This window comes from Cyclobacterium sp. 10D3-21 (genome assembly GCF_055809755.1).
The window spans coordinates 5,468,910-5,494,951 of record NZ_CM147924.1 but is presented as its reverse complement, the minus strand read 5'-3'; the positions used below and the strand labels follow the sequence as shown (position 1 = coordinate 5,494,951).

Here is a 26,042-nt window from a genome sequence, read left to right as displayed (position 1 = left end):
TAAATCATTTTAATGAGAAGCAACAAAAATGGTATCTTTCAAGCGAAATTGATAGCATTTGAAAGTATGAACAATTATAGACAAAGTACCAGAAGTTCTTTAGGTGGAGGAAACCTTGCCCACAAGCAGTCTTTCTATACAGTGGCAAAAAAGGGATTGCTCATTCTGATTTTGCTATCCCTCAATATAGTTTCACTCTATGCGCAGCATCAGCGGCCACCTTTTTTAGCTGAAAAATACGATCACTGGGCAGATTCAGTATTGTCTACCTTAACTTCAGAGCAACGCATAGCGCAGTTGATCATGATACCTGCTTATTCGAACAAAGACAAAGTACATGTGGATTCCATTGCTGCCTTGGTAAAGAAACACGGGGTGGGAGGAATTATCTTTTTTCAGGGAGGTCCAGTTCGTCAGGCACACATGATCAATCAATTTCAGCAACTTTCAAAGGTGCCATTAATGGTAAGCCTGGATGGGGAGTGGGGGCTAAAAATGCGATTGGACAGCACGGTAAGGTTTCCCTATCAAATGGCCTTAGGAGGATTGAGTGATGAAAGCCTAATTTATGATATGGGAGCAGAAGTGGCTCGGCAAGCCAAAAGAGCAGGGATTACCGTGAACTTTGCGCCAGTAGTGGATGTCAACAACAATGCAAACAATCCAGTAATTGGATTTCGCTCTTTTGGTGAAGAGAAAGTAAATGTAAGCAGCAAATCTATGGCCTATATGAAAGGCATGCAGGACAATGGCTTACTGGCTTCTGCCAAACATTTTCCTGGGCATGGCGATACGGAAGTGGATTCACATTATGGGCTTCCTGTGCTAAATTTTTCCAAAAAGAGATTGAAAGATTTAGAATTGTATCCTTTTCAAAAACTGATGGATCAGGGTTTGGGAAGTGTAATGGTGGCGCACATGGAGATTCCAGTTTTGGATAGTGCAGAAAATAGCCCCTCTAGTTTGTCCAAACCCATTGTTACGGATTTACTCAAAAATGAAATGGGCTATGAAGGACTTATCTTTACTGATGCCTTAAACATGCAAGCAGTGGCTAAATATTACCCTCCGGGTAAAGTGGATGCCAAAGCACTAGTTGCTGGGAATGACATGCTTTTAAATACGATGAATGTTTCCGCAGCGATTGAAGAGATAAAGGCAGCGATTGGACGAGGAGAAATTAGTCAAGAGGAAATAGACAAGAGAGTACTCAAAGTGTTAAAAGCCAAAGCCTGGTTAGGGCTGGATAAATGGGCACCTGTTGAAACGGATCATTTGATAGCGGATTTAAACAATTCAGAAGCTAACTTTTTAGCCGAAAAATTAACAAAAGCTTCACTTACCCTTCTTAGGAATGAGGAACAAGTTCTTCCTGTTAAAGGGCTTGAAAACACAAAAATAGCAAGCCTTTCAATAGGTGCAAATCAAAGGACTGCATTTCAAAATTACCTGGATCGGTACAGCCCTATGGATCATTTCATATTTCCTAAAGATGGAGGGATAGCGGATATTAATGCATTAAAAGAAAGTCTTTCTGGCCATCAATTGGTACTGGTAGGGCTTCATGGACTGGGTATCCGAGAGGGAAACAATAACTTTGGAGTAAGCCCTGAAATGGTGACCTTATTAAGGTCACTTATTGAGAGCCACACTGTTATCGTTAGCGTCTTTGGAAATGTTTACAGCCTGGGAAAAATTCAGGGTTTAGAGAAAGCGGCTGGGGTTATCGCTGCCTATCAGGAAACTCCCCTTACACAAGACCTAACGGCCCAAATGATTTTTGGAGGAATAGGAGCCAGTGGGAAATTACCAGTTACGATAAACCAGGCTTTCTCCAGAGGTGATGGGATAAAACTTGATGGAGGGATTAGAATGGCCTATACCTTGCCTGAAGGTGTAGGCCTGGCTTCAAAAGATTTGAATGGAATAGATTCCATGATGCAGATGGCGATCAAAATCAAGGCCATACCGGGTGGACAAGTGTTAATGGCTAAAGATGGCAAAGTTTTTTACCACAAAGCTTTTGGGTACCATACCTATGATTCCCTGCAGGAAGTAAGGGTGGATGACTTGTATGACCTGGCATCAATTACCAAAATCAGCACCTCCCTGGCGGCATTTATGCATTTAAAAGGTAGGGGTAAGTTTGATGAAAATCAGACTTTGGGCCATTATCTGAAAGCTGCCAGAGGGACAAACAAAGAGAACTTGGTCTACCGGGATATTTTAACCCACCAGGCAAGATTGCGTTCATGGATACCTTTTTGGATGTCCACAGTTAGAAAAAGTGGAAAGTTTAAATGGTATACCATGAAGGCGGATTCTTCAAGGCGTTTTCCTATAAAAGTAGCAGACAAGCTATTTATCCACCGCAATTATGACAAGAAAATTTATAAGGAAATCTTTTCCTCTCCTTTAAATGCTGAGCCGGGATATGTCTATAGCGATTTGTCATTTATTCTTGCGCCTAAGGTAGTGGAGGAAATCACAGGGGAAGACTTTTATGCTTATTTGGAAGAGAATCTTTACAAACCCCTGGGGGCTGGAACACTTACCTTTAACCCTTACCGAAATTTCGGCATGGATCGAATAGTTCCAACAGAGTATGATTCGGCCTTCAGGAAGCAACTCCTGCATGGCACAGTGCATGATGAGGGTGCCGCTATGCTGGGCGGAGTAAGTGGACATGCAGGCTTGTTTGGTACGTCCAATGACTTGGCCAAGCTGATGCACCTATACCTTTATGATGGGTTGTATGCTGAAGAACAATTAATTGCTTCAGGGGTGGTTCATGATTATTCCAAGTGTGTATTCTGCGAGGAGGGAAATTATAGGGGTATGGGGTTTGACAGGGCCAATAAACCGGGAGATCCAAATGGCAATGCAGCGCCTAGTGCTTCGGAGAAAAGTTTTGGGCATTCAGGATTTACAGGTACCTATACCTGGATTGACCCTGAAAATAAAATCGTTTATGTATTTCTCTCGAACAGGGTTAATCCTACCAGGGAAAACAGGAACATCTATAAATTAAATGTTCGGACCAATATTATGGAGGAAGTTTACAAGGCGATGAAAAAAGCAAAGCTTAGGGAATAACAACAGAAATTCACGCTCCATTTTTAATTGAGCACCTAGGGTGAGAAATAATTTATTTGAATTTTAAGGACATTGGAACTGTCAAATAGAAACAGCTATTTTCGTCTGACTTAGCAGATGAAAATAGCTGTTTACAGTATCACCTTAGGCTTAATCAATACTGTCCTTCGAGTATTTTTGCTTTAAGTGTTTTTACTTTATCCAGCGTCATTGGTTTTACGATATAGTCACTGACAAAATCATATTTTTTGGCTTTGTCCATTTCTTCCTGATTTATGGAAGATGAAATTACGAAGACTTTTATGGGATGATCATAGGAAACACTGCCGATTTTATCCAAGAGTTCCCAGCCATTCATTAAGGGCATATTGATGTCCGTAAGGATAACATCTGGCATCGGTTCATCCTTTTCAATTCTTTTTTGAAAATCTTGCCATGCTTCTTCACCGTTTAAGAAAAAAAGAGCTTGCTTAGTAAAGGAGGTTATTTCCATGATTTTTTTTGTACCAAAATTATATAGGGGATCATCATCCACTACATAGGTTAGCCCTATTTTACTCATAAAAAAAGATTTTTATTGGTATACCCGATAAAGATTCATGTTATTCATTCAACAAACCTTTTGTCAAATTCAAAATGTTAAAAAAGAATTTTGGAAGGGTTGCAATTATTTGAAAATCAACGGACTCATGGCTTTTCATGTCGTTACGATAGTGGTGCTATGTCTCCACTCCAACTCCACTGATTCCTCTTTAAAGACAACACTTTTCACTAACTCTACTACATAATTCGGGTTAAATGTAAATTATTTAATTCAATTTATGCCCCAATAGTGTGGAATTTTTAAGAAAACCACAATAATATTACGGTGTTTGTGGGGTTTCTGTTTAATATTAGTACGTGTCAACCAAGCTAAACGCTGTTCTATTTTATCCAAGAGCTAACATAATTTGATAGCAAGCATCTATTTTTGTTTTTTTTCTTTTACTTTACAATTCAGATGATATCAACACTTAAATCCTTAGCTTGCCATGAAACGATTATTTTCAATTGCAGTAGTATTATTATTAGCTGCTGGCTGCCAGCCGGGAGAGAATAAAGAGACCAATGAAAAACCCAAAGAGATGAAAGAAACGGTGAGCGCTGAAAAGCCTTTATTAAGACATGTAGTCTTATTTTCTTTTAAAGAAGAATCAAGTCCATCAGACATTGCACAAGTAGAGGAAGCATTTATTGGACTTCAGGATAAGATCCCTCAAATCATAGATTTTGAATGGGGAACCAACAATAGTCCTGAAGGGCTTAATAAAGGATTAACCCATTGCTTTTTCCTCACTTTTGAAAGTGAAGCTGATAGGGATATTTATTTGCCACATCCTGCTCATAAGGCATTTGGAGGTATTTTGGGGCCTCATCTTAAAGATGTAACGGTAGTGGATTATTGGACCAAGTAAACTTAAAAAAGCCTTTCTTTAAGAAAGGCTTTTTTAATAATCTGTAGGGATTTAATGCTTATGGGGAAGGGTTTTCTCCTCCATACTTACGTCATTTCCTTTACGTATCTGCATGCGGTAATATACCAATATTTCTTCAGCACCAGCATTAAGTACAGCTTCTTGTGCGTCTTTTGCGATTGCCATCAACCTTTCTTCCGGTCCTTCCATGACGGTCTCAAAAGGAGTAACCTCATATTTTACACCTGAAGCTGCAATGACCGCAATGGCTTTGTCTACTAATTGGTAGCTGTCCAAGGTTTTACTTTTTGGAACGATTTGAATACCAAGGTTAATGTTTTTCATTTTCTTATTTATTGTAAAAATTCATTGTTTTCTCTAAACCGATGGTGCTAAAGGCCGTGATCATCTCAATGGCTTTGTCCATATAAATTGGCAGGGCATCAATTTCTTCCTTTGACCATCTTCCCAAAACATAGTCTATTTGTCTTCCTTTTGGGAAGTCATCACCAATACCAAATTTAAGTCTGGAATAATTTTGTCCACCGGTTAGTTCTTCAATGTTTTTCAAGCCATTGTGACCAGCGCTGGAGCCTTTTGCTTTCAATCTTAATTTACCAAATGGAAGCGCAATGTCATCGACTACAACTAAAACATTTTCTTTGGGTATCTTTAATACTTTCATCCAATAATTGACAGCTTTTCCACTTAGGTTCATATAAGTGGTAGGCTTGATCAAATGAATTTGACGCCCTTTGTGTTTTAGCAGGGAGGTGAAGGCTAGCCTGTCACTTTCCCAGCTTAATTTATTTTCATCAGCCAGTCTGTCCAGGATTAGGAAGCCTACATTATGTCTGGTCAATTCGTATTCAGGGCCAATATTTCCTAACCCTACAACAAGGTATTTCATGTGCTTAGTTTGACTTTTCTAAAGTCGATATACTGTTTCAATTGGAATATGCATTAACTCCTCTTTCCTAATGGGGATCTTATCGAAATCAATTAAATGTCAAAATTTCCAACTTCGTTATACCAAAGTCAGCCATCAACTTGTGATCTCATAACTTATTGAGAAGGATTGAGACAGGTTATACCGAATCCAATTGCAAAATCTAGTAATAGAATCAACTTATTTTCTGACGAAGATAAAAAAATCCTGTTCCGTGAAAAACAGAACAGGATTAAAATTTCATTGAAATAAAGTTAGAGATTAAATTTCTCCTTCTTCTTCTTCACCTTTCTTACCTCTCAATGCTCTAGGGATACCTACAGTAGCGATAGTTACATTTGGACTGTTAAGTAATTCAAATTTCTCAACGCTCAAATCACCTACTTTTACTGATTTACCCAATTCAAGACTGGAAATATCAAATGGTATTTCGTCTGGAAGATCATGTGCAAGACCTTTTACCAAAAGAGTCCTGGTTTTGGTCTCTAATTTTCCACCTTTGATAATACCTGGAGAAGAACCGTATGGTTTTACCGGTATTTCCATTTTAATGGCTTTGTCATCACTAAATGCCAAGAAATCAGCATGAAGCAATACTTCACTTACTGGGTGAAATTGTGCTTCTCTTAGGATGGTTTTAATAATTGTGCCTTCGATATTCAGATCCACCATGTGAACTTCAGGTGTGTAAATCAAATCCCTGAACAAAATAGCAGGTGATGTGAAATGAATTTGTTCTTCAATGCCTGGTCCGTAAACAACACAAGGTACATTTCCTTCTTCACGGATGACATCAAGAGATCTTCTGTCGAGATTTGCTCTTTTAAACCCTATAATCTCAATTGATTTCATAATTTATGTTTAGTTAAAATATTAAATTCTTAAATAAAAAGGGAACTAATAGACGTATTCCCCGTGACAGCATGAATTGCTTTGGCAAATAAATCTGCTACGGTTAGTACTTTTATCTTAGAGGATTGCTGCATTGCTGGAATGGTATCTGTGATGACCAATTCAGAAAGAACAGATTTCTCAATATTATCATATGCTTTGCCAGACAATACCCCATGTGTAGCGATGGCCCTAACAGACGAAGCTCCTTTGTCCATGATGATTTGTGCAGCCTTGCACATTGTACCCGCAGTATCTACAAGATCATCAATCATGACAACATCCTTTCCTTCCACATCTCCAATCAACTGCATGGATGCTACCTCGTTGGCTCGTTTTCTGTGCTTGTCACAGACTACCATTTCTACTTCAAAATGCTTGGCATATGATCTGGTTCTACCAACGCCACCTACATCTGGTGAGGCGAAAATTAGATTTCCTAAATCCAAGCTTTTCAAATAGGGCACAAAGATAGCAGATCCATTCAAATGATCCAAAGGAATATCAAAAAATCCCTGGATTTGACCTGCATGGAGATCACAGGTCATTATTCGGTCTGCGCCAGCCGAGGTTATCATATTGGCGATAAGCTTGGCAGCAATACTGACTCTAGGCCTGTCTTTACGATCCTGCCTCGCATATCCAAAATAGGGGATTACAGCACAAACCTTATAGGCACTAGCTCTTTTGGCAGCATCGATCATCAAACATAACTCTAATAAGTTATCTGCGGAAGGATTAGTAGATTGAATCAAAAAGACATTGCAGCCTCTAATCGATTCATTATAACTGGGGGACATTTCGCCGTCACTAAATTTAGCTAAGGTTAAGTCCCCAAGTGCCTGACCATAAGCTTTGGCAATACTTTGCGCCAATAGTGGCGTGTTAGAACCTGAGAAAATTTTGGTCTCGGGCATGATATTATTTTTTTAGGTGGTTTTTGTTCAAAGGAATAACAAATGTAATAAAAAATTGACGGTTACCTTTTTTAGTCAAAAATAAAACGAAGGTATTTTTCCTTTTTAGTTCACCTAGGGAATGATAGTGGCTTTCTATAATGTTATCGGATCGACATTTTCAAGCAAATAGCCTATTTCTTCCTGAATCTTATTGCCTATTTTAAACAGGTTTTTATCTTGCTCTTGTTTACCCATTTGATCCGTTAACTGCAATAGGATAAAAAAGCCTGTTGTACCAGCTGAGCTTTTTATTTTTTTACTGATGTCCAATAGGGATTCAACATTGTTGTTTTTAAGTGCATCCTCTAAATTGGTTTTATTTTCTAACAAATTTAAGCGTGCTATTTTCAAAAGTTCTTTTCCTATTTCCTTGTCACCATCGAATAAGTCTAAAAGGTGGGTTTTATCAAAATGCTTAGTAATATAATGAGTCTTTTGGTTATTAGGTATTTGTTCAGTGGGTTCGGTTTTATGAAGCATTAAAAGCTTTATGATTCTTTCTGTTAGTTTACCCTGTACCAAAGGTTTACTAATATAATCGTTCATTCCAGCCTCTAGGCATCTTTCTTTTTCGCCTTTAACGGTGCCGGCAGTTAAGGCAATAATTGGTATGTCTCTTCCATGATCGATTGTTCTAATGGCTTTAGCAGTTTCGTATCCGTTCATTATGGGCATTTGGATGTCCATGAGAATAAGGTCCGGACGGTTTCTGATAACGTATTCATAGGCCAAAAGCCCATTTTCCCTCTCAATTATGTTTATTGTAGGACTTATTTTTGACAAAATTATTTTGGATAACTTCATGTTAACCGGATTGTCCTCAGCTATAAGGACATTGAAATTCTGGGTGGTTAGAAAATCAAAATTCTTTTCAGATTTAATCTGAATGTCGTTAGAATTATTAGCATTCGGGTTTTTTAGCTTATTAAATAATTGAACCATTTGATGATCTTTTATTGGCTTAATTAATCTATGGTGAACATTTAGCTTAGAAAGTTTGTCAATTTCCTGGTCATTGTCATTTGAGCTAGAAAGCAAAACAATAGGAACCTGTGCAATGGATTCGTTTTTTAAAGAACGTATTTTCTCTATGGTTTCGACACCATTTAAAAATGGCATACGAAGGTCTATTAGAATTAAATCTATTGGCCATTCATTTTCCAAAATTTTAAGCCCTTCTATACCATTGCTGGCTTCGAGGCATTGGATTTTTTTGACCTCTAAGATCTCTTTTACCAAATACCTGTTCGTTTGGTTGTCGTCTACAACCAATATTTTTTTCAGTCCAAGGTTGTCAAACAAATTTTCTATTTGACCCTCCTCTACTAAGAGGTCAATGTCAAAATAAAAAAGACTTCCTTTATTTGGTTCACTTTTTAATTCGAGTTTAGTTCCCATCAAACCCAATAGTTTGTTGGAAATGGTAAGTCCAAGTCCTGTACCTCCAAATTTTCTTGTAGTACTTGCATCTTCCTGAGAAAAGGCATCAAAGATTTTGAGCTGATTGTCTTTGGATATGCCTATTCCAGTATCCTTGACAGAGAAACGAAATTTCATGGGGCCATTATCTTGGACCTTTTTATCCAAAACTTCAACTTTCAACTCTACTTCTCCTTTTACGGTGAATTTAATGGCATTTGTTAATAAATTCACCAAGATCTGCCGAAGTCTGACATCATCACCAAAAACAAAGCGAGGCAAATGAGGAGAAAGATTTAAAATAAGTTCTAAGCCTTTCGAGTGAGCCTGGTAATTGATAATGTCCGCAACCTGTGTGCCCAATTCGAAAATATCTACTTTATCAATGGACAAGTCCATTTTTCCAGCCTCTATTTTGGAGAAGTCTAAAATGTCATTAATTAAATCTAACAATGAATGGGCTGAATGATAAACCGTCTTCATGTATTGAAGTTGGGTTTCAGACAATTGGGTTTTCATTAATAAATCTGAAAAACCTATAACACCATTCAAAGGCGTTCTGATTTCATGACTCATATTGGCTAAAAAATCAGATTTAGCTTTATTGGCATTTTCCGCACTTTCCTTGGCTACATTGAGTTGGGTGTCAAATTCCTTTCTGGCACTTATGTCCTGATAAGTGCCATACATTAGGGTAGGATTGCCATCGGCATCCCAGGAAAAAACCCTACCGACCTCAAAAACCCAAACCCAATGACCCTCCTTATGCTTTAAACGTATTTCACATTGGTAAACTTCGGTTTTTCTATTGAAGTGATTTTCTAACCTTTTTTCTTTTTCTATTAGGTCATCATCATGGCATAGCTCATTCCAATCCTTCTGAAAAAGAATGATTTGGTCATCTATCCCATAGCCGATGATTTCCCAGAACCTTTGATTTACCAAAATTTGCTTCGTCTCCATATTCCATTCCCAGGTCCCGGTATTGGTACTTGTAAGGATGGCATTGAGCCGTTTACCGTTATCTAATAAGGCTAGTTCAGCCTTTTTTCTGTCGCTAATGTCATTGGTGATACCAACCATTCCTATGATTTCACCGGTTTCATCAATTAAGGGTAGTTTTGAAATTAAGCAGAACCTCTTTTTTCCATTCCTTTGTTCAAGAACAACTTCTTTGTTAATTATAGCTTTCCCGTCAAATATAACCAACTCATCCTCAATTCTGGATTCTTTAGCTGTTTCAGCATTAAATAACTCTTCATCTGTTTTTCCTAAAGCTTCACTTTCATCAGTCAGGCCTACATATTCCAGTTCTTTTTGGTTAATAAGCGTCTTTTCAAAACGTATATTTTTTGTGTAAATATTGATGGGAATGTTATCGATAATTGTCTTTAATAAGGATCGTTCTTTGTTGATAGAAAGTACTGCAGATTCAAGCTCTTCATGCGTTTTAATTGATTCTGAAATATCTATTCCATTGAATAGTACAAAGGGTTGGCCTAGTAATGGTTCAAATAAAATACTGTTTATTTGAAAGGTATTGACCTGTCCTGATTTCGATGTGAGTAGCCCAACTCCATAGAATACCTTTTCTGTCTTTATTTTCTCTAAGTATTTATAAAAATTATCTTTATTTACGGCTAATTCCGAAATGTTAATTCCCGAAAGTTCTTCCCGTGAATAATTTAAAACCTTTATGCCGGATTGGTTTATGTGGATGATATTTCCGTTAAGATCATGCTTCAGCATTAGTCCCTGGGCATTTTCAAAAAAGTCCTGGTATTCTTTTACTGTATCCTTTGCTTCTATTACATTCTTTTTTTCAGGGCTTATAATTTTCAATACACAAAGAATGTCTCCATCTGAAGAAGGTAATTTTTCAAAACTTACCTCGTACCATTCAATTTGGTTATTGGTGCTAAGACAGTATTCCTTGACTTGCTTTTGTTTCGTTTCTATTGCAATTTGAATTAGTTTTTCAAACATTTCTAAATCAGCAGGCGGAAAATCTAATTCACTTATCCTATTGTTGAGAAATACCTCGGGTGGTATGAAAAGATTCCCACCATCTGCGCAGAAATATTCCCTGACTATAAGTTCTTTATCTAATATAAATACAATGTCACCGAATTTAGCAAGGACTTCTCTAAATTTTTTAATGGATTTACCCAGTCTGTTCCTATCAAGGGATAATTCAATTTGCTTGCTAACTTGTTTGCCTAAAGTAGCTAAAGCTTTCCTTTCCTTAGCTTCTAGTTTCCTGGGCTTATAATCCATGACACACAAAGCGCCAATTGGAAAACCACTTTCGGAAAGAATCGGAAAGCCTGCATAGAAAGAAATAGACTTTCCTTCTAATTCAATAGGGCCAATGGAGTCATTAGCGATATCGGCGATCTCTAAGGTGCCTGTTCTTGTGATGAAATGGAAGTCTTCAGCCTTTTCTCGTGTCACCTCGCTTATGGTCAAACCTACTTTGGATTTGAACCAAACCCTATCCTGATCCAAAATGGTTACCGCCGCAATTGGTGTTTGGCAAATATCCGCCACTAATTCTACCATATCGTCAAAGGAGGTTTCAGGTAGGCTGTTCAATATCTGACCAGCATCTATTGCTTTCAACCAATTTTTGTCCTTGACTGGATCTTTGTTAGTGGAAGTACTCATTAGGGGATTTTTACCATCAATTAAAGGTTGATTTTAAAGAAAATTACAAGTATTTCCTAAAATATCATCTCTAAATTTCCAGACATTGGCGTGGAAAAATCCATCATATTATTCGATAAACAAAATTAATTATTTATATAACATTTTTCATTATGTAAAAGATGGAATCTTGAAAATAAAAGAAATTCTATATTTGGGGAGGGATTTTGGTATCCATGCTTGTTTAGGGTAAGTTATACAAGTTTAATACAAAGAATCGCTAAAAGAAATAATTTAGCTGGCGAATGAAAAGGTAAAATTCATCTATTTAAAAAGTTTTAATAAATCTTGTTTGATCAAAAACGGAAGATTTTTTCTTAATTTTATTACTAAGGATTTTTAAACTTATTTAGCATTAACAATGGGATATATTGAATTTAGAAAAAACCTTAAAATATTAATAAATGGTACCTTTGTAAAACCAATTATTCATTCAAAATAAGCATAATTTATGAAAATGTTCCTTAAAAAAACATCTCTTCTTTTTTCTTTATTTTTTCTAGGTGTCATTGTCTTTTCTTTATTTTTCTCAATTGCTGTTTGTGCACAAAAGGGGGGGGATATTAAAATAATGGCATACAATATTCATCATGCCAACCCTCCTTCTAGGTCTGATAGTATTGATATTGAGGCAATTGTGAGAGTGATAATGGCGGCTGATCCAGACCTGGTAGCCCTACAGGAAGTGGATGTGAATACCATGCGTTCAGGAGTTGGTCTTAATCAGGCAAAAGAGTTGGCCATGCGCACAGGCATGAATTATTATTTTGAGCCATCTATACCTTTTCAATGTGGAGGGTATGGCAATGCTATACTTTCTAAATACCCCATTGAAGAAAAGTCCTTTTTTCAATTATCAGCAGAAGAGGGAACAGAACCCAGAGCTGTTTTGAGCATTCAAGTTACTTTACCTGGCGAGAGGGAGGTGAAGTTTGCTTCCACTCATCTTGATTTTAGTGCTAGTACAAATACAACCCAACAGGCTAAAGATGTCATTGCCCATTTTAGAAACGAGAAGCTGCCAGTAATAATAGCTGGAGACTTTAATGCGGTAGTAGGTTCGGATGCTATAAAGGTAATGGATAGCAGTTTTGATAGAACCTGTTCAGGAGAATGTCCGCCAACCATTCCAGTAAATAACCCTAAAAAAGCGATTGATTTTATTTTTTTCAAGTCAAAAGAAGTGTTTACTGTACAACAGCATGAAGTAATATCAGAAACTTATGCCTCTGATCATCTACCTGTTTTTGCTGTATTAACGTATTAAACAGTGGTCATTTTAGAGGATAATTCCGTAAAGGATAGTCCAAAATGGGATAATATTTATTACTTTACCTCTGAATCGTTAGGGCTTAGTTGAAACTGAAATACAAAGACTTATTTTGTTTTTTTCATTTGATTAGCTTATTTATTATTGAGGGTTTGATTTTACCAAGAATCAGTTGGCGGTCTTTCCTATTTATTCAAGTAATTGACGGCTCATCTTTATTGTCGAAAAAAGTTAATGAAATTTAAATTTATATGGATTTGAAAATAGCTTCAGCTCAATTTGAAAATAAAAGTGGAGACAAGGAGTATAACCTTAGTGTGATTGATGAATTAAGCAAAAAAGCCGCGGAAGATGGTGCAGATGTTATCGCTTTTCATGAATGCTCCATTACTGGGTATTCTTTTGCGCGCAACTTGAACAAAGAGCAAATGTTGGAACTGGCAGAAATTGTACCAGATGGCCCCAGCGTTCAGCAACTGATCCACATAGCTCGAAAGAACAATATCACCCTACTGGCAGGCCTATTTGAGAAGGATAAAGAAGGGCGAATTTTCAAATCTTACCTGTGTGTAGATGCAGAAGGTCTTCAGGCCAATTACCACAAATTGCATCCCTTTATTAATCCGCATATTAAACCAGGTTCAAGCTATTGTGTTTTTGATTATAAAGGTTGGAAATGTGGGATTTTGATATGTTATGACAATAATATTATTGAGAATGTAAGGGCAACCTGTCTATTAGGAGCGGAGATAATTTTCATGCCACATGTTACCATGTGCACGCCTTCTACCAGGCCTGGTGCCGGATTTGTAGCCCCTGAACTTTGGCAAAACAGAAAGAAAGATCCGACTTCATTAAGGTTGGAATTTGATGGGATGAAGGGTAGGCAGTGGCTTATGAAATGGCTGCCTGCTAGAGCTTATGACAATGGGGTTTATGTGGTTTTTTCTAATCCAATTGGAATGGACGATGACCAGTTAAAAAATGGCTGTTCCATGATCATAGACCCATTTGGTGATGTAATTGCGGAATGTCGAAAACTCGACAATGATTTGGTTATTGCTGATTTGTCTAGGGAGAAGCTTAAACTGGCTGGGGGCTACCGTTATAGGAATGCAAGAAGACCAGAACTTTACAAGGAAATACTAGGCCAGGAACATGATGCTACCCAAAAGGTAGCATGGTTGGACAATTAAGATAAAAAATATGGAAAGCCAAGTTCCCGAATGCTTTTATAGAGTGAGCGTAAAAGCCTTAATACGCGATGAAGAAAATCGCTTTTTACTGGTTAAGGAAGACAATGGTTTTTGGGAGTTACCAGGAGGAGGATTGGATTTCGATGAGTTTCCTCTGGAAGGCCTTAAGAGAGAGCTTTGGGAGGAAATGAAATTGAAAACCACCTATATTTCCAAACAACCAGCTTATTTTTTTACGGTTAAAAACCACAATAACGTATTTATCGCCAATGCGATGTATGAGACCCATTTAGAAAGTTTTGATTTTGAGCCTACGAATGAATGTGTAGAAATCCGGTTTTTTTCACCAAATGAAGTATTTGAAGAAAAGAACATTTATCCAAATGTTTACGCCTTTGCAGAATTGTATCAAAAAGAACCCTAAATCAATTTATCTGGGCTCTAAATGATGGATTATATCGTGCTTATTGACCTTTGCCAAAGAATTAGAAAAATGCCATGGCTTTTTTCTTGCACCGGAAATTACTCCGAAGTCTATTAAACTTTACTCGTTTAATTTTTCTTAAACTAATTCTATCACGCTTTCTTGCTCAAAAGAAGCTGGGAGCCTTTTGGTTACATGATTTGTAGGGAGGGAAATGGGCAGGATACTAGGAATCATAATGGGTATTCTTGGATTGATCTGCTTGGTAAAGATCCCTGCATTTTTAGATTATTTATAGTATTTTGCGCACCTGAAATGCCCAGAATCCTATTTTATTTTATCCAAAATGCCCGGTAGGTTAATTCTTTCCGGTAATAAAAAGAAAACCATGAAAAATAGTCCCAACAGAAGAAATTTTTTTAAAAAATCGATTGTACTAGCCGGCGCATTTTCAACAGGAAGTTTGTTTAACGAACTTCATGCAAAAGATTTTGAAAAAATAGCCAATGTATATAAAGACTTAAGCCCTGCTGATATAGCTAGTAACGAGGATTTTTGGTCCTTAATACAGCAAGCCTATCCAGCAAGCTCTTCACCGGTATTAAACCTTAATAATGGAGGTGTTTCACCCAGTCCTCAATTGGTTCTTGATGCGGTGGATCGCTACAGCAAAATGTCCAATATGGCGCCATCCTATTATATGTGGAGAATTCTAGACCAGGGAAGAGAGCCTTTAAGAGAAAAACTGGCACTATTGGGAGGCTGTGATCCTGAAGAAATAGCTATCAATAGAAATGCAACAGAGGCATTAAACACGGTTATACACGGTTTAGACCTTAATAAAGGAGATGAAGTAATTGGTAGTATTCAAGATTATCCCAACATGATGAATGCTTGGAAACAGCGAGCCTTGAGGGAGGGTATTGTGTACAATCAATTGTCTTTCGATTTTCCAATTGAAGACGAAGATTTTATTGTAGACATGTACAGGCAAGCGATTTCTCCTAAAACCAAAATAATACATGTCACCCATGTAATCAATTGGGTAGGACAAATTATGCCGGTAAAGAAAATCTGCCAGATGGCGCATGAAAGAGGGATTGAAGTAATCGTAGATGGTGCACATTCTTTTGGCTTACTGGATTTTAATATCCCCGATTTAGAAGCAGATTATTTTGGGACAAGCCTTCATAAATACCTTTCAGCGCCTATAGGAACAGGCATGATGTGGGTGAAAAAGGAACATATTGCTAAAGTTTGGCCTTTATTCTGCGATCAAGATCCGAAAAGAGGGGATATAAGGAAGTTTGAAACGCTTGGTACAAGGAGTTTTCCATTGGAACAAGGGATAGGTGAAGCGATCAATCTACACAATGGAATAGGTAAAAAGAGAAAAGAAGAGCGGGCGAGATATTTAAAGAATTATTGGGCAAAAAAAGCAGTGGAAATTCCAGGTGTAAACATCCATACTTCGTTAAAACCTGCATTCAGTTGTGCTATTGCGGGAGTATCGATAGACGGAATGACACCAAGAGTACTTGAAAGTACGCTTTTGAAAACCTATAAGATTCATACTTCACCTATTAGTTATGAAAATATAAATTGTGTCCGAGTTTCTCCTCATGTTTATACTAAACCTTCTGATTTGGACAGGTTAGTGAAAGCACTAGGTGAATTGGCACCGAAATAATGCCTCAAAAAATTAAATAAATGGTGGAAAAATCTTATGACGCAATAGTCGTTGGTTCAGGCCCAAACGGCTTGGCTGCGGCTATTGTGTTGCTTCATGAAGGGTTGAAAGTATTGCTGATAGAAGGCAAGGATCAGGTTGGAGGAGGGATGCGTACCAAAGAAGTTACGCTCCCTGGATTTCACCATGATATTTGTTCTGCAATTCACCCTTTGGTTTTATCTACCCCTTTTTTTAAGTCTCTTCCACTATCTGATTTTGGTCTAACCTATTTACATCCAGAGATTTTGGCCGCACACCCACTTTTGGAGAGCGATTCGGTAGCCTTATATCCTTCTTTGGAACAAACAGCAGATGCATTGGGAGTAGATGGAATCCGGTACAAAAACCTTATCGGGCCCTTGGTCTCCCATTGGGAAGATTTGACGGGTGATTTTCTCGGTCCTCTTAAAATGCCCAGAAACCCAGTGAAATTGGCGGCTTTTGGTATAAAAGCCCTTCAACCGGCTACCTGGATGGCCAAATCTTTAAGAACTCCCCAGGCCAAAGCATTGTTGGCAGGGATGGCGGCACATAGCATTCAACCTTTGAGCAATTGGGCGACTTCTGCTATTGGTATGGTATTAATGGCTTCTGGTCATGTAGCAGGTTGGCCTGTAGCAAAAGGAGGCTCTCAATCCTTAGCCAATGCCCTCTTGGGTTATTTTTTAGCCAATGGGGGAGTATTTCAATCGGGCTGGATGGTAAAAGACATTAATGAGTTACCACCAGCCAAAGCTATATTGTTTGATGTAAGCCCCAAGAATTTGCTAAAAATAGCAGGTGATAATTTCTCTAAATTGTATAAATGGCAACTCAGCCGGTATAAGTATGGAATGGGTGTATTTAAGGTTGATTTTGCACTCTCTGGTCCTGTACCATGGCTTTCAGAACAAGCCAGAAAAGCCGGTACGGTACATCTTGGTGGCCGTTTTGAGGAAATCAGAAAAGCTGAAGACATTATTTGGAAAGGCGGGTATCCTGATAATCCCTATGTTTTAGTGGGGCAACAATCAATCGTGGACGCAACTCGTGCCCCGGAAGGGAAACATACTTTGTGGGCCTACTGTCATGTGCCCGCAGGAAGTAAAATCGATATCACTGATACCATTATCCATCAGATAGAAAAGTATGCGCCAGGATTTAAAGATTTAATTTTAGCTTCAACTTCTATGAATGCGCAAGACTTTGAAGCCTACAATCCAAATTATATCGGTGGGGATATTAATGCGGGTGTTCAGGACATTACTCAAATATTTACCCGTCCGGCGATGAGGTCTTCTCCTTACAGGACATCCGCAAAAGGTATTTATATTTGTTCTTCTTCAACCCCGCCTGGTGGAGGAGTGCATGGGATGTGTGGAGTGTATGCTGGCAAGCAGGTGATTAAGGATTTATTTTGATGGTTTTTTAAGCGATTTCATTATCTTTAAGCGATTAAGTTTTTTTTAAATTTTGAATCAATTTTGAGCAAAGTTCACAAAGCAGTTCTTGAGTCATGCTTTATTTAAATATTGTATTTTTTATCACCCTTAGTTTTTTACAAGTTCAGGTTCTTTTTGGTGCCAATATAGAAGTCATTGACTCTTTATTGCATGAATCGATGTCGGTTCAATATGATCAAAAGGAGATGGCAATAGCCCACGTTAAAAAGGCAAGGGAATTGGCCAAGGATTCTGATGACCCAAAATTAATGGCCCGAATAAATAATCAGGAAGGCACGGTTTACTACATTTCAGGAGATTATGAACTTGCGCTTATAGCCTTTTTGGAAGCCTATGAATTTGCGATTATGGGTGATTTTATTCGTGAGAAAGAATACGCAATGAATGGCAGAGCACTTGTTTTGATGGTGGAAAGGGAATTTGAAGTGGCTAAAGATTTATTTGAAGAGTGTATCCGTATAAATGCCACAAAAGGCGATAGTGTTAGGCTGGCAAAAAACCATTTTAATTTAGGGATTCTATTCAATGAGATAGGAGACCTTGATAAATCAAAGGTACAGCTTAATACAGCGCTTAATTTTTTGACAAATTATCCAAAACAGGGTTTGAATTCAATGGTCAATAATCGAATGGCTAAGGTTTATTATGAGATGGGGGAACATGAGAATGCCCTGTCCAAATATAATTCCGTTTTGCAAGATAGTCTAACCCTTACCAATTGGGAAAAGACCTTTGCATTGACTGGCTTGGCCCAATTAAAGTTTGATACAGGTGATATTGAAGAGGCATTGGTGTTAGGAAAGGAGGCATTGAGTACCGCCAAGGTCCATGGAGCCAATTGGGATTTGCAAAAAATCACCAAACTCCTAAGTGTTATTTATAAAGAGGAGAAGAAATTCGAAAAGGCATTTCATTATTTGGAACTTAGTCAGTCTTACAGGGATAGCCTTTATGATGAAGAAAAGAGCAGACAAATTGCAAGACTTCAGTTGAAATTGTCACAAGTAGAAAATGAGAAATTAAGAGCGGAGAATGAAAAGGACCAAACAACACTAAGGCAGAACAATAGGCTCTTTGTATTTCTTATCCTGCTGATATTGTTTCTTGGTTTTACCATTTACTTTTACCGCAAGAATATAAAATTGAAGGAAAAGTTTAATAGCTCTCTGAAGAAGAAAAATAGGGCGATTGAAAAAAATAAAAACCTCATTGATCAAAAAAACAAAAATTTAATTGAAATAAACGCTGTAAAAACGAAGCTGTTAAGTGTTATTTCTCATGACCTAAGATCTCCAATAAATTCAATAAAGCAACTTTTGGAAATGAGGGGTAAAGGATATTTTACTGAAGAAGATGAAAATGAAGCATTCGATCACCTGACCATACAAGTTAAGAATACTGAAATGATGTTAAATGAGCTTTTGCAATGGGCCAATAGTCAATTAGATGGGTTGAAACCAAATCCATCTGAAGTGTCTCTTTCAGAGGTGGTAAGTGAGGTATTGTTGGGATGTAGTTTTCAGGCTAAAACAAAATTTTTAATTACTGAACATCGCGAAAAGAAAACTCCGGAAATACGGGTAGATAGGGTTCAATTAAAGATTATTCTTCAAAATTTAATTGGAAATGCAATTAAATTTACTCCCGAGTATGGTACAATAAAAGTGTATTATGAAATAAATGAGACATATGTAATATGTCATATTAAAGATTCAGGTGTTGGGGTTGATGAGAATTATCATGATTTGATCAATAGTGGGGATTATGCTAGAATTCCTTCAATGGTAGGAACAGCCAATGAGAAAGGTACTGGCTTAGGTATTTTGCTTGTGAAGCAATTTCTTGACCTCAATGGAGGTAAATTAAAAATGGAAAGTGAGCCAGGTCTTGGGACCCACTTTATTTTATACTTTAAGCGATAGTGGCAAGGCTACAATCCAAGCATATGTAGGCACGATTTTGGCGAATTTGCTCTTTTTTCTTCAACAATGCTGACAAAATCTCAAGTTAGCATCATTCCTTAACTTTTTCACCGATGTATTAGAGTCCGGGTTGAATAAAACATAATGTTTTTGAGGTGCTCCCAAAAAACGTGGGAATGAGATTTCAGGCCAATAATTAGGAGTGCAGGTTTCCTTTAGGGTGACTGTCGTATTTTATCCAGATTCCGTAATGGTTTAACCTTTAATTTGATTGCCTGAAAGAATTAAAAGGAAGGGAGTTCGATAATAGTATGTAAAGTTATTTTCTGTCCGGTACGTTAATTTTTATTAATTCTGATTTCATTTACTTGCTAAAGGATCTATTTTTTTAATCTTGGAGTTATAATCCTTTAATATGAGTTTAACGTTACTTAATATTGTTCCCTTAACCCAGTTTTAGCAATAAAGACCGTAGAAGTTTGTTTCGGTCTTTTTTCAAAAAGTGCAATAATCAAGGAAAATAGACTATTAAATATCGGGTCATAGCTCCGCTATACTGGTATTAAAACAAAAAATGATAAGCTGACGTTAAGTGATTTCTCCGAATGATAGAATGTTTATTGCGAATTTCGGGTTTAATTATTGAATGAATTATTAATCACCTAAAACCAAAAGTAATTACAATGGATAAGAAAGAAATAACACTTCAGATGATTTCTGACAGGGAGTATGAGACAGTCAATCCTGAGGGGAATAAAGTTCAAATGGATATGTACAATGGGTCAGAAAAGAAATTTCAATCACCTATGGAGTTGCTTCTTTCTGGATTAGCTGGATGTTCTGCTGTCGATGCCGTTTTAATGATGAAAAAGAAAAGGAAGCTTGTTGATAATTTTGAAATAAAAGCTGAAGGTATAAGAAATGAAGGGACACCAGCCTATTATAAAACAATCCACTTGCATTTTATTTTAACCTCCCCAGATGCAACTGAATTGGAGTTTGAGAAGGTGATCAAGCTGGCGGTTGAAAAATATTGTTCAGTTGCCTCAAGTTTAAAATCAGAAATTACCTATTCTACTGAATTAAAGAAGCTTTTATGAGGGTAGTTAGAGAAAGTAGTAAAGAGGGAATAAGAATTAGCTTGTTTGAGTGGAACAATAAATTTATTCTAAAATTCGAGTCAGGTAATTTGGAACAAACTTTCAAGGTTCCAGCGATGGATGTCCTTGAAGAAAAGGATTTAGATTCCTTAATGGAAGGAGATTTCTACAAAGAAGTGAAAAAAAGGTTCGATGAAATGCATCAATCACTTCAAAATGCTACAAAAAATTTCTAAATTTGTCTCAATTTAATTATTTGAAGATGAAATATTTATTTTTTGCAGTTATTCTGATATTTTTGTTATCTTCCTCTTGTCAATCGGATGTAAATACACCAATTGATAAAAATTTGTTATTATTAGATTCTATTATTCGAATTGTTGAAGCTGATTTATTGCCCTTAGAAGATGAGATTATGAAATTAGCTTCTTTTTCAACTTTTCTGTATGAAAAGGGGTATAATAAGACATCAACGGTACATGATGTTGATATAAAAAAATATGTAAGACTTCAAAATGGGTTGTTTTATAACCCCAATCCGAATGGCGAAGGAAGTACTGTTTTTATTTCACTCGCTTCAGAAAATATAGATTTATCCATTAAAGAAGTTTATTGGACAGCAGAGATGGACAGTGTATTTAAGGAAATTATTGATAATAGCCATTTGGTAAGCCAGGTATATTTTAATTCGGCAAATAAATTTAGTAGGCTATATCCTTCCAATGATCTTAATACTATGGATCCTTCTACTGACCTTACTTCATTTAACTTCTACTACCTTGGGGATGCACTTAGGAATCCAACGAGGAAATCCGTTTGGGTGGAGGAAGTATACATAGATCCTATGGGAAAAGGGTGGATGCTTTCATTGATACAACCAGTTTATTATAAAGATGAATTAAAGGGCGTTTTGGGTTTTGATATAACCATATTAGATCTGATGCGCAGATTCTTAAATGAATCAGACAAGAAATTAATCATAATAGACAGTCAGGGTAGTATTGTAGCGGGTGGAGAAGAGGCAATAAAAGCTCTAAATATGCCCCCACTAAAGAACCATACTTATATTCAAACAATTAATTCAGATAGTTTCCGAAAGGAAGACTTTAACTTGTACAAGAGTAAAAGTAAAGAAGTCCGCAGGATGGCTTCTAAATTTTTGTTAGAGAAAGCGAACTATCAAAGTTTTGAACTGCAGGGTAAATTATTTGAAGCATACAGTAGAAAAATGGATATTATGGGCTGGTATTTATTAGATATTCATGACGAATAGAAACTATAATCAGGGTGATGATATAATACAAGTACCAGCAAGGCCAAAAAGGCTTTGGTGGTTGATAGGCCTTGGATGTGGGGCGATAATTATTACCCTTATTTTAGCGCTCTTTTTTTATAATTCTATATCAAATAATCAGATAGACAATCGGAATTTTTTTTTAAATAAGCAACTTGAATTCGCAGCAAATGAAGCACAAGGATATTTAAATAGCCTCAATGAAGATTTGATTTTTTTCGCTAACAGCCAAGAGGTCAATAATCAGCGAGAAATAACTGGTCCCTCCAAGGAATTAGATGAGCTAAGAGCCAGGAGATTGTTTACCAATTACATGGATTTGATCGATACCTTGGTTATTAAAAAAGGTGATTTCACACAAGTGTTTAGCGTAAATGAATCTGATCAGCTGATTAAGAGCACCGTAGAGACGAGTTTGATCGAAAATAAATCTGGTACTCAGGATTTCATAGTAGTATCAGATAAAGGAGATGTTTTGCTTAATGTAAAATTAAACCTAAATAAATATTTCAACCGGCTGTTAGATAACTATTATCTGGGATCAAATACCGATAAATTGGTCTACATGAACAATGGGTTTTTCAAGATCAACGGGGAAGGTCATATATTTTTTCAAGACAAATCATTCAAGACAAAAATTATTCAGGAAATTAAAGGGGGGATTAGAGGTGATTATTCTGGTTTAATCTCAGGAGCTTTTGACGCCAAGCCGAAAGAATACCTCCTAGTTCAGTATCCTTTTACATTGATACACCTGAAGGATAATTTTGCCTTTGCTTTTGCTCAAGAAAAGACCACCATTGATTCAGCTATCTTTGAAAACTATTTTCACTTGTTTTTAGCCTTATTGGCCTTGTTAACTTTGGTCATCATTTTCATTTATAAATATTTCAAAATTACCAGTGAAAACAATAGGTTTCTGGAGTGGAAATCCAGACGTCTAAATCAACTTTTAAAACAACAAACCATATTACTTCAACAGTCCAAAGGATTTATATATTACCAAAACAAGGACGATACAATTTATAAGGTTAGTGAAAATGTAAATGAGGTATTGGGGTACCATCCCAATGAATTAGTGAATCGTCCCCTTGAAGACTTTATGGTTGGTGGAACTCAGGACTTTTTGGAAACAAGAAGGGCTTGCATTGAAGTAAAGAAAGAAGTTTATTCTTATGAATTTACCTCAGAAAAGAAAAATGGGATGTCCATTAGGGTGAGGATTTTTGAAAAATTAATTTACAACGAAGATTTAACTTTCGAAGGATCAGTTGGAATATTTACAGACATTAACGATAAATACAAAGCGGATCAGGAACTTATAAAAAGTGAAAACAGACTTCGATCAGTTTTAAATAGTTTGCCAGACATAATATTTATTTATAGTAACGAAGGAGTTTATCTTGACTACTATGTCCAACATGAGGAGTTGTTGATTGTTCCCCCCGAGCAATCCATTGGAAAGAAATTGGATGAGGTACTAACTGGCCAGGCAGGGGATAGGGCAATGCGAGCCTTTAATAAAGTTATCTTAACAGGTAAAATGCAAACCGTGGAACTCGATTTGCTACTAGATATTGGTAGAAGGTATTTTGAGGTGAGGTTTTTTAAATTGGATGAGGATCGGGTGATCTCTGTGGGCCGGGACATTACTGGACAAAGGCTTTGGGAGCGGGGTCTTAGTGAAGCAAAGGAAGCAGCTGAATTGGCGAATAGAGAAAAATCAAGTTTTCTAGCAAATATGAGCCATGAGATCAGGACCCCTTTAAATGGGTTATTAGGGATTACAGGCTTGTTGTTCAAAACACCATTGTCAACAAAACAACATGAATTACTATCCATAATAGGGGATTCTGGAGAATCGCTATTAAATATAGTAAATGACATTCTTGATTACTCGAAAATCGATGCTGGTAAAATGGAGTTGGATCCAGTAGCAATGAATTTCGCTGCCGAAATGGAAAAGATTGTAAATGTTTTTTCGGGCATGGCACTCCAGAAATCTTTGGCAATTAATTTAGAAATAAAAAAGAGCGTTCCTGGGACCATCATTTTGGATAAAGATAAACTGGCACAGATTTTTTTCAATATCATTGGGAATGCCGTCAAATTTTCTGAAAAAGGTGGTCAGATTGATGTCACCATTAGTGGCGAATTTATTTTTACTGAGAATTTAATCCTTACATGTACGGTTAAAGACAATGGAGTTGGCATTTCTAAAGATAAGATTCCACAATTGATTAAACCTTTTACGCAGGCAAGTGAAGCTTCCAATGGCGACTATAAAGGAACGGGTTTAGGGCTTGCCATTGCCAATAAGTTAATAGAGTTAATGGGTGGTGTACTTCATATTGAAAGTGAAATTGACCAAGGATCTACCTTCACTTTTGCCCTTATTTCTCAAGTTAGCGAAGATGAATTGATCATTTCGAAAAGTTCCTCTCATGCATCTGAAAATTTGGCCATTGAGAATTTGGCCGATAAGCATCCACTTGAAATTTTGCTAGTGGAGGACAATGACATTAATCTTAAATTTATGGTTATGCTTTTGTCGCAAATGGGATATACTCCTGATATAGCTTTAAATGGTATTGAAGCTATAAATTCCGTGGAGAAAAAGAAATTTGACCTCGTATTTATGGACAACCAAATGCCAAGGATGAATGGTATGGATGCAACGAAAATCATAAGAACCATGCCAAATGGCAGGAAAATGATGATCATAGGTTTATCAGCAAGTGTTTTCAAAGAAGACATCAAACTGGCGATGAATATTGGAATGAATGATTACCTAACCAAACCTGTGAAGATTCAACAAATCGTAGAAAAGATAAAAAATTGTATCCTTCTAAAAGAACGGTCGGTTAAATAATTGTTTCTGTATCAAAAGATTCTAGGTAGTCAGCAACTTTTTTCACAAACATTCCTCCAAGTGCCCCATCTACGACTCTGTGGTCATAAGAATGTGACAAAATCATCTTGTGACGGATACCTATCAAATCTCCAGTAGGGGTTTCTATAACCGCAGGTTTTTTTGTAATTGACCCTACAGCCATAATGGCCACTTGTGGTTGTACAATGATGGGAGTTCCCATGATGTTTCCAAATGAACCAATGTTGGAGAGTGTATAGGTTCCTCCTTTTAATTCGTCTGCATTTAATCGGTTTTCTCTTGCTCTCAATGCAAGCTCATTGACTTTCTTAGACAAACTAGTAAGTGATAATTGATCTGCATTTTTAATTACAGGCACAATTAAATTCCCATTAGCCAAGGCCACAGCAACACCAATATTGATGTTTTTCTTCTTGATGATTTTATCTCCTTCTACAGAAATATTCATCATGGGAAAGTCTTTCAAGGCTTTTGCAATGGCTTGAATAAAGAATGGGGTGAAGGTTATTTTCTCGCCTTCCTTTGCTTGAAAAGCAGCTTTGATCCGATTTCTATAATATACGATATTTGTTAGATCGGCCTCCATAAAAGAGGTTACGTGTGCGGAAATGTTTTTCGAATCCAACATTCGTTGGGCAATCATTTTCCTCATCCTGTCCATCTCCAGAATTTCATCGTTCTGACCAGAAGAAGTGGAAACTTGTGATACCTTCCTTTTTGAAAGGTATTCTAAAATGTCTTTTTTTGTAACCCTTCCGCCTTTTGCACTTCCAGCTATTTCTGCTAATTCTGAAGAATTCACATTCTCTTGAGTGGCTATACTCTGTACCAATGGGGAATAAAACCTTCTGTCCTCCAGGCCTATCGGTTCACTATTGGACTCCTTTCCTAAGATTAATGAGGTGTACTCTGGGACATCCTGAAAGAGCTCTTTCCCAATTTCGGTGGAAGGCCTGCTCGGTTTATCAGTTGTTTTACCTTCCTCCGTATTTTCGAGTTTTACCTCAATTATGGCAATTGGCTTACCAACTTCTATTATGTCACCTTCTTTGGCAAGTATCGTTTTTAAAACACCAGAGTGGGTGGCAGGTACTTCAGTGTCTACTTTATCCGTAGCCACTTCAAGTACAGACTCATCTTGGTCTATCATGTCCCCTTCTTTCTTTAGCCATGAAAGAATAGTGCCTTCCATAATGCTCTCTCCCATTTTGGGCATCACCATTTCCACTGTTGCCATAGCTTTTGCTTATTTTATTAATCTCCCTAGCTATAAAACTAAAATTTAGTAACTGGTT

Annotated in this window: 19 protein-coding genes; 12 read left to right on the top strand and 7 right to left on the bottom strand. The window is 37.0% G+C overall.

Annotated elements, in window-relative coordinates:
• Window positions 1-12: 12 nt before the first annotated feature.
• Window positions 13-3,096 carry a glycoside hydrolase family 3 N-terminal domain-containing protein gene (locus AC0L7T_RS21170; RefSeq protein ID WP_473338216.1) on the top strand — a complete coding sequence of 1,028 codons (3,084 nt, stop codon included), beginning with the start codon at window positions 13-15 and terminating at the stop codon, window positions 3,094-3,096.
• 154 nt (window positions 3,097-3,250) lie between these two features.
• Here the strand turns inward: AC0L7T_RS21170 and AC0L7T_RS21165 are convergent, their stop codons facing one another.
• Complete coding sequence (locus tag AC0L7T_RS21165; RefSeq protein WP_473338215.1) at window positions 3,251-3,658, bottom strand: response regulator transcription factor; 408 nt, start codon at window positions 3,656-3,658, stop codon at window positions 3,251-3,253.
• A gap of 469 nt (window positions 3,659-4,127) precedes the next feature.
• Between AC0L7T_RS21165 and AC0L7T_RS21160 the strand changes: the two genes are divergently transcribed.
• Window positions 4,128-4,550: a Dabb family protein gene (locus AC0L7T_RS21160; RefSeq protein WP_473338214.1), complete on the top strand. Its 423-nt coding sequence runs from the start codon at window positions 4,128-4,130 to the stop codon at window positions 4,548-4,550.
• A gap of 51 nt (window positions 4,551-4,601) precedes the next feature.
• Here the strand turns inward: AC0L7T_RS21160 and AC0L7T_RS21155 are convergent, their stop codons facing one another.
• From AC0L7T_RS21155 to AC0L7T_RS21135, 5 genes are all read right to left on the bottom strand, one after another.
• On the bottom strand, window positions 4,602-4,895 hold the full coding sequence (locus tag AC0L7T_RS21155) for a thiamine-binding protein (RefSeq protein WP_473338213.1): 294 nt from the start codon (window positions 4,893-4,895) through the stop codon (window positions 4,602-4,604).
• A 4-nt stretch (window positions 4,896-4,899) separates the two neighbouring features.
• Window positions 4,900-5,460: an aminoacyl-tRNA hydrolase gene (gene pth, locus AC0L7T_RS21150; RefSeq protein WP_473338211.1), complete on the bottom strand. Its 561-nt coding sequence runs from the start codon at window positions 5,458-5,460 to the stop codon at window positions 4,900-4,902.
• A 300-nt stretch (window positions 5,461-5,760) separates the two neighbouring features.
• Window positions 5,761-6,351 carry a 50S ribosomal protein L25/general stress protein Ctc gene (locus AC0L7T_RS21145; protein ID WP_473338209.1) on the bottom strand — a complete coding sequence of 197 codons (591 nt, stop codon included), beginning with the start codon at window positions 6,349-6,351 and terminating at the stop codon, window positions 5,761-5,763.
• A 29-nt stretch (window positions 6,352-6,380) separates the two neighbouring features.
• Complete coding sequence (locus AC0L7T_RS21140; RefSeq protein ID WP_473338208.1) at window positions 6,381-7,307, bottom strand: ribose-phosphate pyrophosphokinase; 927 nt, start codon at window positions 7,305-7,307, stop codon at window positions 6,381-6,383.
• Window positions 7,308-7,442: 135 nt separating this feature from the next.
• Entirely contained in the window at window positions 7,443-11,435 is a 3,993-nt protein-coding gene (locus tag AC0L7T_RS21135; protein ID WP_473338207.1) for a response regulator, read from the bottom strand.
• A 610-nt stretch (window positions 11,436-12,045) separates the two neighbouring features.
• On the opposite strand from AC0L7T_RS21135, the gene AC0L7T_RS21130 reads away from it, so the two are divergent.
• The 10 genes from AC0L7T_RS21130 to AC0L7T_RS21085 all read left to right on the top strand — a co-directional run bounded on the left by AC0L7T_RS21130 (window position 12,046) and on the right by AC0L7T_RS21085 (window position 24,726).
• Window positions 12,046-12,741, top strand: a complete 696-nt coding sequence (locus AC0L7T_RS21130) for an endonuclease/exonuclease/phosphatase family protein (RefSeq protein ID WP_473338205.1) — start codon at window positions 12,046-12,048, stop codon at window positions 12,739-12,741.
• Window positions 12,742-12,995: 254 nt separating this feature from the next.
• Complete coding sequence (locus AC0L7T_RS21125; protein ID WP_473338203.1) at window positions 12,996-13,940, top strand: nitrilase family protein; 945 nt, start codon at window positions 12,996-12,998, stop codon at window positions 13,938-13,940.
• 10 nt (window positions 13,941-13,950) lie between these two features.
• On the top strand, window positions 13,951-14,364 hold the full coding sequence (locus AC0L7T_RS21120) for an NUDIX hydrolase (protein WP_473338202.1): 414 nt from the start codon (window positions 13,951-13,953) through the stop codon (window positions 14,362-14,364).
• A gap of 388 nt (window positions 14,365-14,752) precedes the next feature.
• Complete coding sequence (locus AC0L7T_RS21115) at window positions 14,753-16,054, top strand: aminotransferase class V-fold PLP-dependent enzyme (RefSeq protein ID WP_473338200.1); 1,302 nt, start codon at window positions 14,753-14,755, stop codon at window positions 16,052-16,054.
• Window positions 16,055-16,074: 20 nt separating this feature from the next.
• Window positions 16,075-17,496 (top strand): phytoene desaturase family protein, encoded by a 1,422-nt coding sequence (locus AC0L7T_RS21110; RefSeq protein WP_473338199.1) that lies wholly within the window; start codon window positions 16,075-16,077, stop codon window positions 17,494-17,496.
• A gap of 95 nt (window positions 17,497-17,591) precedes the next feature.
• Window positions 17,592-19,460, top strand: coding sequence for a tetratricopeptide repeat-containing sensor histidine kinase (locus tag AC0L7T_RS21105; RefSeq protein WP_473338198.1), 1,869 nt, complete (start codon window positions 17,592-17,594; stop codon window positions 19,458-19,460).
• 683 nt (window positions 19,461-20,143) lie between these two features.
• Window positions 20,144-20,560, top strand: coding sequence for an OsmC family protein (locus AC0L7T_RS21100; protein WP_473338196.1), 417 nt, complete (start codon window positions 20,144-20,146; stop codon window positions 20,558-20,560).
• Window positions 20,557-20,796 (top strand): hypothetical protein, encoded by a 240-nt coding sequence (locus tag AC0L7T_RS21095; protein WP_473338195.1) that lies wholly within the window; start codon window positions 20,557-20,559, stop codon window positions 20,794-20,796. Before AC0L7T_RS21100 ends, AC0L7T_RS21095 begins: the two co-directional genes overlap by 4 nt.
• A 26-nt stretch (window positions 20,797-20,822) precedes the next feature.
• Window positions 20,823-21,833 (top strand): PDC sensor domain-containing protein, encoded by a 1,011-nt coding sequence (locus AC0L7T_RS21090; RefSeq protein ID WP_473338194.1) that lies wholly within the window; start codon window positions 20,823-20,825, stop codon window positions 21,831-21,833.
• Complete coding sequence (locus tag AC0L7T_RS21085; protein ID WP_473338192.1) at window positions 21,823-24,726, top strand: ATP-binding protein; 2,904 nt, start codon at window positions 21,823-21,825, stop codon at window positions 24,724-24,726. Before AC0L7T_RS21090 ends, AC0L7T_RS21085 begins: the two co-directional genes overlap by 11 nt.
• On the opposite strand, the gene AC0L7T_RS21080 is transcribed toward AC0L7T_RS21085, so the two are convergent.
• Entirely contained in the window at window positions 24,719-25,984 is a 1,266-nt protein-coding gene (locus AC0L7T_RS21080) for a dihydrolipoamide acetyltransferase family protein (protein ID WP_473338190.1), read from the bottom strand. The two genes, AC0L7T_RS21085 and AC0L7T_RS21080, sit on opposite strands and share 8 nt — an antisense overlap.
• Window positions 25,985-26,042 lie beyond the last annotated feature (58 nt).